The organism is Leptospiraceae bacterium (genome assembly GCA_025059995.1).
Classification (GTDB): domain Bacteria; phylum Spirochaetota; class Leptospiria; order Leptospirales; family Leptonemataceae; genus SKYB61.
Genome location: JANXCF010000008.1, coordinates 85,557 through 97,106 on the forward strand (window position 1 = coordinate 85,557; position 11,550 = coordinate 97,106).

Here is an 11,550-nt window from a genome sequence, read left to right on the forward strand (position 1 = left end):
AATAAAACCTAAGGAGAAGACTCATGGGAATGTTTACAACCATGAATATTGCTGCAACGGGATTGAGTGCACAAAGACTTCGACTTGACGTGATTGCCAACAATATCGCTAATATCAACACCACAAGAAATGCTCAGGGTGATGGTCCTTATCGGCGAAAAGAAGTCGTAATGACTCCCATCAACCTTCGGAGCAATTGGAGATCTCCTATTTTTCCACAAGGACTTGACACTGGCCTCGGAAGAGGGGTAAGGGTTTTGAGGATACAAGAAGATACCCGCCCTTTTCGGCTCGTTTACGATCCTGATCACCCTGATGCCATTAAATTTGGTCCCAAGAAAGGCTATGTAGAATATCCCAATGTAAATATCGTTGAAGAAATCACCGATATGATTTCCGCATCCCGTTCCTACGAAGCAAACGCTCAAGTCGTTCAAACCGCCAAACAAATGTTCCAAAAAGCCTTAGAAATAGGACGAACTACCGCCTAATTTTTCCCCACCCTTAAAAAAAAATTTTTCTTTACTTCTTTTTTACTTTTTTTCTACTTTCTGAAACAATTTAGTGTTTAAAAGCCTTATTATATAAATGGGATAATCATGCTAAAAATTTATACAGCAAACAAAATAGAAGTTTTATTTGAACAATTTTTAAAGGATTTGAAAAAGACACAAGAAAAGAAAGACGATGTAGCAATTTATGAACCTTACGTAGTTTTGGTTCCGAATAGAAATGTTGAATATTGGCTACGTCAAAAAATAGCCGAAGAAACCAATATCTGCATGAACTTTTCTTTTTTTCCGTTCGAGGAAGGGGTATGGCAAATCCTTCAAGCAAATGATCTGCTCCCCAATAAGGACCTCCAAAGAATCGAACCTGATTTTTTATCTCTTTTGATTTATCAAATCATTGAAGAAAATCCAGACAAATTGGAATACTTTAAAACCTTTGCAGAGCATCACAAGGATTATCCAGGAAATATCTATGATTTGAGTTATTACCTTGCTGATATTTTTTATCGCTATCATTACCACAACCCTGATCTGATAAAATACTTCAAAGAAAATAACAACGAAACTCCAAACATTCCAGAAAGCAAAAAATCCTACTTCAAAGAACAAAAATGGATTTATCAACAAATCCGAGAGAAAATCAAAAACGAAAATCGCCTGTTTCTTTTTGATGTGATTGAGGAATTAGAAAACCGGGTCAGCTCTCAAGAATCGAAAGAGAAAAAAAGCATTTTTGCCTTTGGGATTCAAAACACGAATTATTTTTACGCCAGATCGATGGGAGTTCTCAAAAAATATTTTGATATTTATCACTATCAAGTCATCTTGTATAAACCCCAAACAACAGAAGCTTCAGAAAAAACTCATCAAGTATTATTTAGTGATATACCACAAAGGATTTCATACTATACCATTCAACTCTTGAAACACTATGCAGAAGAAGAAGAGTTTTTAAAAGAATCTGAAGAATCGTCTCAATCACCTCAAAAGAAAACCCTTTTGAACAAAATCCAAGAAGAATTTATAGAACAAGGAATTGAAAACACCTTAAAAAACACCACTTTCAATGATTTCGAAGAAAAAGACCCAAGCATTCAAATTATTGGAGCACCCGACAAAAAAATCGAAATCAAAGCCGTAATCGAAGACATCCAAAAACAAGTATTAGAAAAAAACAAAGATTTTAAGTTAAATGACGTTGCTATTTTATCTCCTGTTTTAGAAGAGTATTATCCAATCCTAAAGGGGTTATTAGAGTATCTTGATATTCCATACAATATACAAGATCCAAAACTAATGGAGATAAGTTATTTTGCTAAGGGAGTTTTGGCAATCTTGGACATCATTGATAGTTATTCGCAAAATAAAACTTATTTATCTCGAGAACAAGTAGTTAAGCTTTTGGAAAACCCAATATTTCAGAAAAATCATCATTTTACGTATGAAGATATTTTGGTTTTCTACTCTTGGATTAATAATTTAGGGATTTACTTTGAAGATTCCAATGAACCTTATCACAGTTGGAGTCTTGCTTTAAAACGTCTTCGAATAGGAAAGTTTACTAATCATGAATTATCAATCCAAAATAACAGTTCGTCTAATTTATCAGAGTTCCATGTGATTCCTTACTGGGATTCTGAGGCGAAATTAGAAAACCTAGAAAAACTTCATGTCTTGATACAGTTTTTTGAAGATGTTGAAAAACTTGCAAAAAAGATTCACGAAAAAGAAGAAAATTCGTTTTATCAAGAATTCGATGATTTGATTTTAAAGCACTTGAATGTTCATTACTTTGATGATATTTATAGCTTAGAAAAGAAGGCTTATTCGGAATTTAGAAAAAAACTCTATTATTTGAAGGCAACCAAGATTCAGCCAAAATCAAACTTTTTGAAATCATACTTCAAAATAGCTTTTAGTCGAATAAATGGTAAAATCAATGAATACCTTTTTCAAGGAATAACCATTTCGTCTTTGTTGCCTTCTCGTCCTATACCATTTAAAAGAATCTATATTTTGGGTCTGAATCAAGAAAACTTTCCCGGTAAAGATTTTCGTGCTTCTTTTGATCTTATAGAAGAACTCTTGGATGAAGAAAACTACTTCAATTCTATTTTGAAAGAAAATATTTTAAGCAAATCAAAACAAAATCTTGTATTGTTTTATGAAACCCTTCAGTCTTCGAGAGAAGCTCTGATTTTGTCTTATGTAAACTATAACCTACAAGAAAAAAAAGAGAGATTTCCTTCTTATATCATTGCGGATTTTAAAGAATTCTTGAATAAAATTAAACCATCTCCATATATCAAAATTATAAGTCATGGAATCAAACTAAAAGAAAATAATATCATCAATCACAGATTTGAATTCTTCACAAGCATTCTCGCAAGGGAAAGAAATAGCTTAGATAAGCTAAGTAAGAGTCCCATTTGGAATGAACTCAAAAAGATAAAATACTTAGCAGAAATAGATGAAAACTCAAAAAAAATCGAAGAAATCTATAAAAGTAAAAAATTCGCTGATTTTAAACCAATCACCTTTCAAGAACAAAACCAAAAGAATATCATCAATATTAACAAGTTATTTGAATTTCTTAAAATCCCAATGAAGTATCACCTCGAGAAATATGAACTACTTCGTAAGCAAGAGGACGAAGAAATTGACGAAAATGCCATATATGAATTTGAACTAAATAAAAAAATCAAAATAGACATAATAAAAAAAGTTATAATGGAATTTATCTTAACAAATAGCGATTTAGATTCAATCATCGATTTTATTTTTTCTGACTTCCATAAAAAAGGGTTTCTACCTGTTTCGTTTGATCAAGTAGCGATGAATTCTGTAAAAGAGGATATAAAAAACCTAATATCTTCTAATGAAAATCAAAGCAGGAAGTCCAAAAGTCAAGCAAGCAGCACTTCGGAAAATGTTTTAGCTTTTCTAAAGAATACAAACAATAAGTATTACGTAAATAAAATCTATGTCAATCCTCATGTTTCTGAAATCTCTGAATTGAAATTATCTCCAGATAGTATGGTTTTAGAATTCCCCACTTTGGAAATAAAAATAAATAACACAAAGTATCTTTTTGAAGGTTCTATGAACACTGATATTATTGTGATTACTGACCCAAATTATGTAGTGAAAGAAATTTATATGTTCAAGTTTCTCACAAGCACTTATAAAGATTCAATCTTTTTCGACTCTGAAAGGTTTTTTCTAAACTTTTTGAATTTGATAACAAATACAAAGAACATAACCTTTGATTGCAAACTTATAGAAGTTAATATTTCTAAGAATAAGAAGATACAACACAACAACTGTTTCCAACAAATTATTGAAAAGCAGTTTTCAGAATCTCAATTAGAAAGTTTCATCCAAGATAAACGGCAGTTGTTCGAAATCTATGAGTATAATGACGAAGAGAATAATGATTATTTCACTCCATTAGAATTAAATCTAAAGGTTTTTGAAGATCTATGGGAACTTGAAAAATTTCCTTTGTTGAAATTATTTTTTGAAGAAGTTTACTTATTAAAACTAAACAAAACACAGGAGGCTCAAAATTAAAGTATTAAGTAATCATACATTTCAACTACAAGTTGTTGATGATTTAAAAAATTTGGATTTAAACAATCACCTTTGGATTGAAGCTTCTGCGGGAACAGGTAAGACCTACACTATACTCAGATTGTTTTTACGATATGTTCTGGAAAAGAATGTTGATTTTCGAAAAATCCTTTTAGTTACTTTTACCACTAAAGCAACTCAAGAAATGCAGAATCGTCTTCGCGAACTAATCCAAAAGGGTATTACCAATGAAAACTTTGATTTTATTAATTATCAAAATCTTAAAGTGAACATCAAACAAAAACTTGAAGAAATGCAGAGATATTTTGATCAAATCCATATTTCTACTATTCATAGTTTTTGTCGAAGTGTTTTGCGGGAATATCCTTTTGAGTTGAATCTTCCCTCATTTTCTGAAATTCAAGGAAATTCTAATGAAGTAGATGAATCAATCATCAATAAAATTCTATTGGAATTTCTGTTGGATTTTGACAATAAAATTGCTAATCTTGGATTGGATAAAAGCATTTTTGAAAAGCTGCCAATATCAAAGCTCAATTCTTATCTAAAGAAATTCATTACCTTTCAACATAACCTCGTAAATTATAAATTGAACTTTGTTAATTTTGATGAAACTATAGACTCAGAAGATGTGATCCAAAATAAATTCAACCTATTGAAAAATGAAGACACCCAAAATATTGTGAAATTACTTCGCTATTTTTATGAGCAACTACAAGAATATAAACGATTTCATGGTGTTTTTTCTTTTGATGATTTGATTATAAATGTTTATGAGGCGTTAAAAGAAAATCAGAAATTCACAGAGTCTTTACAAAATACTTATCAAATCGGTATTATCGATGAATTTCAAGATACTAATCCAAGGCAATGGGAAATATTTAAAACGATATTTCTCGAAAAAAAAGGAAATCTCTTAGTGGTTGTAGGAGATCCCAAACAAGCGATTTATGGATTTCGGGGTGGAGACATCTACACTTACTTGAAGGCAAAAGAAGTATTTAGAAATAACAATGCCAAATACTATCAGTTAAACAAAAACTTTCGTTCTACAGAAGAATTTATCGAAAGCACTAATAAATTATTCGGTGCAATCAAAAAAAAACCAGACCCTAAAGCAAAAGTAGATCAAAAACAACAAACAGAAGAAATAATAGAACAAATTTTTCATTCCCATGAAACCCAAAAAGGAGAAAAAAACGAAAATCACCAAAAAAAGCGAAATTGTAAAGAAAATCCTCTAAACTTTGTAGGGGAAAATAAAAATGAAAAAGCTGATGAAGCAAGAAATAGTTTTGCAAAATTTATTGTAAAAAAAGTTAAATCCCTTGTAAGTTGTGGTTATTCCTTTTCCGAGATTGCGATATTGTATCGCTCAAATCATGATGCTATACAAATAAAACAAGAATTATTATTAAATGAAATTCCTTTTGTTGATTACTCTGAAGAATCAATTTTCAAAACCAATGAAGCTTTAGCAGTAGAATTTCTTTTAGAATTTTTGGCTTTTCCTGATAAACCTTCAGTTCGAAATCGATTTTTTGTTTATTATTTTTTAGATCTTCCTTATGCAAAAATAGAAGAAATCGATACAAAATATTCTTTTATACAAGAGAGGATTGCAGAATGGAAAGAAATCCTTCAAGCAAAAAGTTGGTATAAGCTATTCTATAAGATCTTAGAAGATACAAAGTTATTCTACAAATACTTGGCAATGCCAGATTATGAACGAAAAATTTCTAATTTTGAACATTTGATAGAAATTTTAGTAAATATAGCCACAATCAATCAATTGGGTCCTGTTGAATTATATCAACAATTTTTGAAGTTAAAATCCCAGAACCAAGAGGAAATTCTACGAGTAGAATCTGATGACAAACGAATCCATATGATGACAATTCATAAATCTAAAGGACTGGAATTCCCAATTGTTTTTGTTAGCGGCTGGTATGATGATAAAGAACCTAGTGCAGGGGATCATAATAACTACAGATACTATGATACAACACAGAACCAATGGAATATATGCTTCTTTCATGAAAATAAAACTTCCTCAGAAAAAAATGACAAACCTGAGGACACAAAAACAAAAATAAGATTAGAATCCAAGTTAGAAGAACTTCGATTGTTATATGTTGCCATCACACGAGCAAAGGACCATTGTTATGTCGTATATAGAAAAGATTCGAATTTTTTCAAAACCTTTTTTAATGAAAGTGATTTGCTTAACTTTTATACTTCTACTGAGGTCAAAAAAACTGAACTTACTATTTTACAAGAACAAGAAAACGTGTCTTCTGCTTCAAAAGAAGAAGAAAATTCTTCTGATAATGATAAAGACTCAAAATTATGGAAAAAGCTTCAAAAGCAGTTATGGGAAAAGCTTCAAAAGCTAGAGATGTTGAACTTCCATGATTTTCGTTGGATGCTTCATTCTTATACATCCCTTACACAAGGGACAAAAGAAAATGCTGAAATGGATCAAGAAGATTACGATAAAGAATCTCTTTCTACCGAAGAAAATCTTGTTCCATCAACTTCTATATTTGACTCATATTTTCCAGCTGGATCCAAGACAGGAATATTTTTTCACAAAGTCATGGAGATCCTAGACTTTGCGGATTTTCGGCAAACTCCAAATAATATCAAAGACAAATACGAGCGAAAAATCAATTATTATTTAGAACTCTACGGCATATCCAAGAATGAGGGTTTCGATGATTTCTTTTATGATTTCTTGAATGAAATTGTGTCCATTCCTATTCCCAATAAAAACTTTTCTCTGAAAGATATTGATATGAGAAAAACCAAAAAAGAGATTGAATTCTTAATCCAAAACATACAAACACTAAAAATAAATTCCAAAAATGACAACCCAATCTTTCCTAATTCGTTTCTCACAGGGAATATCGTTTTATTTTTTGAACATAATCAAGAATTCTATCTACTTGATTATAAAACTACTCTACTGACAAACTACAATAAAAATACTTTAGAAGAGTATACCAATCATCATTACAAAACTCAATATTTACTTTATAGTTATGCGTTATATCTTTGGCTAAATCAATTAGGAAAACATACAGATATTTCAGCGAAACTACCGGGTGGAATCATTTATTTCTACGTAAGGGGCTATAAAAGTGATAGTAAGGGGATTTACTTTCGGGAATTCCCCACTTTCGATGAAATAAAAAAAGAACTTACTAATATTTCCTCATAATGAGGCGTGTTTATGACAATCACATTGGAAAAAAAAAGATTCTTTTTGAACTACATAACATTATATGAGTCCATTAGGGATGATATAATTGAATATTTAAATGTTTCTGAAAAAGATAAAGAAAGCATAGAAAACCTTGTCTTCTATTTGCTTTGGTCCTTAGAAAAAGGAAATCTGAGTATTTCTCTTAAGTCTGACTATAATGAAGCTTTCAAAGAATTGGAATTATCTAAAGATCATCCTCTGAGTCTAAAGAATGACTATGAAGTGTTTAAAAATTACATAAACAAAGATAATTTCAAAAATCTATTTCACATTCATAATAACTATTTGTTTTTCAAGAAGCATTTTGATGCCCTTCAAACCCTAAAAAAACGAATAAGCAAAATAAAACAAAAAAAGCCTAAAAAGTTAGATCAAAATCAAATCGAGATTATCAATGGCTATTTCTCTCAGCTATTTGACTCAACACAGCTATTTCACTCAACACAAGGAAAACCGGATGAGATACAACTTTTGGCAATCCTTCTGAGCGTGTATCAGGATTTTTTGGTAATTTCAGGTGGTCCTGGAACGGGCAAAACTTTTATTGCTTCTCATATCATCGGGCTACACTTAAAGTTGGGTTATGAACCACATCAGATTGCCATCGCAGCTCCAACGGGTAGAGCATCTTCCCGACTAAAGGAAAGTATTGATGAAAACCTAAAAAGCATATTTATAAATGAGAGTTCTAATATTGAGTTAATCCAGCAATTTACGATTCATCGGTTGTTGAAGTTTTATCCCAAAAAAAACGAATTCCAGTATCATTCAAAAAATCGGCTGCCTTATCGTTTTGTGCTTGTGGATGAGGCTTCAATGATTGATATTTTCTTGATTGAGAAGCTCTTCTTGGCACTCCCTGAAGAAAATTTTAAAATCATTTTTTTGGGGGATAAAAATCAACTTCCATCGGTTTTAGAAGGCAATGTCTTAGAAGATTTGATCTACAAAGGAAAAGATAAGTCAAAATTTTTTGATCAAATCTTTAAAAAGGACATACAAAAACTAAACTTTATGAGCTCAGGCAAGACGGATTTCTACAAAAATTTAGAGAACTACCAAGGAAAAAGTTCTCTTCCCTTTTTCGTGGAACTAAAAAAATCATATCGTAGCAAACCAGACATCAAAGAAATAGCAGACTATGTGATTGAAGGAAATAAACAACATTTCGAAGAAAAATTAAATCGCTTTAAAGTCAAACATCAAGAAATCAAAAATGCCATAAAAAATCCCGAAAATGTCAGCTCTTCCATTCTTTGGATGGAACCAGAGAATAAAGAAGAAGTCTTTAGTGTGATTGAAGCATTTGTTAACAACAAATATCAAAAACTTCAGGAAGAATTACAAAATATTCAAAACAAAGAAAAGGAAGAGTGGAAAGTAAATCAAAGTGAAATCAGAAAAGTATATGATGAAATCCAAAAAAACAAAATCTTAGTTCCTACGAAGGTGGGAGAACTCGGAACCCAAGCAATTCGACAATATATCATTGAAAAAGTATTTAACTTGGAGAATTTAAAACCAGGCTTTCCTATTCTGATTACCTCAAATGATTACTTTAATCAACTATTCAATGGAGACATTGGAATCATTTTGCAAGATAAGAAGAAAAACTTCTATGCCTGCTTTGAACGGAAGGGAGAGTTTTTGTTTTATTCTTTGCTTTCTTTGAATGAGTATGAAATTTCTTTTGCGATGACCATCCATAAAAGTCAAGGAAGCGAATACGAAGAAGTGTTATTGATTCTTCCAGATATCGATGAAAAAAGCAAGAACTTGGCTTCTCTGATGGATAGAAAAATCATTTATACTGCCATCACAAGAGCAAAAAACAGACTCTATATCATTAGCAAAAAAGAAACTTTAGAATTTGTTCTGAAGCAATCGAACGAACGTATCACTGGAATCGACTTGTGGGAGGATGAGATTTAGAATGTAGTCTTTTTTAAAAAGAACAAAAAATTGAGCTCCTACTGGGTTTGCATTCGTAAAGGTTTCTAAATTCCATAAAACATTCAACTATACCACAGGAGAGATTGGATTAGCTACTCTTGGATTAAGCATATACTTCATCATGTCTTTATGGAACGAAAACAGGATCGTTCTGGTTCTCTTTGCCAGAAAAACCACTAACAAGAAGGACCAAATGCAACCCCACAAGATTATGATGAACATCTTTACTGACCCCATATGCCAACGAAATTGGTTTTGTTCATGAGAAGATGCTTGATTTACCAAATTCTTTCGTTTTCTCAAAGATACTCCGAATGGATGGTAAGCATTAAAAATTCTAATTTAGTAAATAGTGATTGGAGGTTCGAATCTCATCTATGACTCGAGGTTTCCACTCAAGTGATGGGAATGCTCATTCTTTATTTTGGTTTTGTCTCGAAGAGGGAGGCTAATTCTCTATCGGCTCGTTGATAATCTTCTGGAATGCCAATATCGATAAAATACCCGTCAGAGACAAAACCATAAAATTTCTTTTCTTTGTAGGTTTTTTCGAGGAAGTCACGTTCTAGCGAGAAGGGGGCTTTTAACGAAATGGACTCCACTAATGCTCTCGACAAAAGATAAACCCCGCCATTGATGAGGCATTCTATTCCCTCACGTTTTTCGATGAATTGGACGATGCGACCGTCATCATCGAGTAGAACCGAACCATACCTTTTGCAATCATCAATCTGCTTTAGAGCAATGGTAAAGTGGGATTGTTTTTTTTTGTGGAATTCGAACATGTCTTTCAGATTCACAGCAAAGAAGGTATCGCCATTCAAAAGAAAGAACTCCTGTTCCAGTAAATTCAGTGCTTGTTTAAGGGCTCCTCCTGTTCCCAAGGGCTGATCCTCTGGTGAATAAACGATCTCCATTCCCAAAAAACGCGAACCAAAATGCTCCATGATTTTTTCTTTTAGATACCCCACAGAAAGGATGACTTTTCGTATGCCATTAGTCTCTAAATAAGTAAGCAAATACTCCAGAAAAGGTTTGCCTTGAATGGGTGCCATGGGTTTGGGTAAATCTTTGACAACACTCCTCAGGCGAGTGCCAAACCCTCCAGCAAGGATAAGAGCTTGGTCAGTCATTTTGAAACAAAGCTTTTTCTACTAAATCACACACAATATGCCCGATCATGATGTGAGCTTCTTGGATTGTGGGGGTATCCTCCGAAGGAACTTTGAGGACATATTTGCAAAGGTTAGCCATTTTGCCACCAGTTCTGCCAGTGAGTCCTATGGTAATCATTCCCAATTCGTTGGCTGTTTGAATGGCGTTGATGACGTTTTTGGAGTTTCCACTCGTTGAAATCCCAATCAAAACGTCTCCTGTTTTCCCCTTGGCTTTTACGAGTCTTGAATAAACTTCTTCGAAGGAATAGTCATTAGCAACAGCCGTCAGATAAGATGTGTTTACATGCAGAGCTTCGGCAAACAAAGGTTCTCGATCTAAGTAAAACCGACCTGATAGCTCCGCGGCTATGTGTTGAGCGTCCGCCGCTGATCCACCATTGCCACATAAAAGCACCTTGCCACCTTGTTTAAAGCATCCCACGATGGCTTGAGAAACCTCCCAAATAGTGTGCAAAATTTTTTCGTCCTGATAGATTTCTTCTTTGACAGATAGGGAATTTTTGATTCTCTTACGAACATAATCTATTGACTTCTCCATGACTCTGCTCCATATTGTGTGAACTGAAACCTTCGGAATTCTCCCCCAAACTTCAATAGTGTCTCTATGACCTTGTAGCGAGTAGTATTGGGGCAGTAAAGCATTAAAAACCCTCCACCACCAGCTCCCGTAATCTTGCCCCCTGTAGCCCCAGATTTTTTGGCAGCTTCATAGATTTCTTCTATCACAGGATTGGTGATGCCTTCTGCCATCTGTTTCTTATATTGCCAGCCGTAGTCAAGTATCTCTCCCACTTCGGTTAGCCTATCCCTTAAGGATAGCTTCCTTCATAAGAAAGGCTTGCTCTTTTAGCTTGTGCATGGCTTCTACGGATTCTTCCTTCTTCGCTTTTACGCTCTCCATCTGAGCTTCTATAATTTTTGAAGACAGCCTACTTGTCCCTGTATAATAGAGGAGTATATTAAACTGAAGCTCATTTATTATATCTTGTCTTATTCTCAATGGATTCACTATTACTCTATCATTATCGTAAAACTCCATAAAGTT

At 32.9% G+C, this 11,550-nt stretch carries 9 protein-coding genes; 4 read left to right on the forward strand and 5 right to left on the reverse strand.

What is annotated here, in order from left to right:
* Positions 1-23: 23 nt before the first annotated feature.
* The 4 genes from flgC to recD all read left to right on the forward strand — a co-directional run bounded on the left by flgC (position 24) and on the right by recD (position 9,306).
* Positions 24-491 (forward strand): flagellar basal body rod protein FlgC, encoded by a 468-nt coding sequence (flgC, locus tag NZ853_10435; GenBank protein MCS7206102.1) that lies wholly within the window; start codon positions 24-26, stop codon positions 489-491.
* A 108-nt stretch (positions 492-599) separates the two neighbouring features.
* A complete protein-coding gene (locus tag NZ853_10440) occupies positions 600-4,085 on the forward strand; it encodes an exodeoxyribonuclease V subunit gamma (GenBank protein MCS7206103.1) in 3,486 nt (1,161 codons plus the stop codon).
* Positions 4,081-7,329, forward strand: a complete 3,249-nt coding sequence (locus tag NZ853_10445; GenBank protein ID MCS7206104.1) for a UvrD-helicase domain-containing protein — start codon at positions 4,081-4,083, stop codon at positions 7,327-7,329. Before NZ853_10440 ends, NZ853_10445 begins: the two co-directional genes overlap by 5 nt.
* Positions 7,330-7,341: 12 nt before the next feature.
* Positions 7,342-9,306: an exodeoxyribonuclease V subunit alpha gene (gene recD, locus NZ853_10450; GenBank protein MCS7206105.1), complete on the forward strand. Its 1,965-nt coding sequence runs from the start codon at positions 7,342-7,344 to the stop codon at positions 9,304-9,306.
* Between the two features lie 87 nt (positions 9,307-9,393).
* Here recD and NZ853_10455 read toward each other — a convergent pair whose 3' ends face one another.
* The 5 genes from NZ853_10455 to NZ853_10475 all read right to left on the reverse strand — a co-directional run.
* Complete coding sequence (locus NZ853_10455; protein ID MCS7206106.1) at positions 9,394-9,630, reverse strand: hypothetical protein; 237 nt, start codon at positions 9,628-9,630, stop codon at positions 9,394-9,396.
* Positions 9,631-9,746: 116 nt separating this feature from the next.
* Complete coding sequence (locus NZ853_10460) at positions 9,747-10,460, reverse strand: nucleotidyltransferase family protein (GenBank protein MCS7206107.1); 714 nt, start codon at positions 10,458-10,460, stop codon at positions 9,747-9,749.
* Entirely contained in the window at positions 10,453-11,043 is a 591-nt protein-coding gene (locus tag NZ853_10465) for a D-sedoheptulose 7-phosphate isomerase (GenBank protein MCS7206108.1), read from the reverse strand. Before NZ853_10465 ends, NZ853_10460 begins: the two co-directional genes overlap by 8 nt.
* A complete protein-coding gene (locus NZ853_10470; GenBank protein MCS7206109.1) occupies positions 11,028-11,297 on the reverse strand; it encodes a hypothetical protein in 270 nt (89 codons plus the stop codon). The genes NZ853_10465 and NZ853_10470 overlap by 16 nt, the downstream gene beginning before the upstream one ends.
* A gap of 10 nt (positions 11,298-11,307) precedes the next feature.
* Positions 11,308-11,550 (reverse strand): GHMP kinase (locus NZ853_10475; protein ID MCS7206110.1); only part of this gene is annotated, 243 nt, incomplete at its 5' end.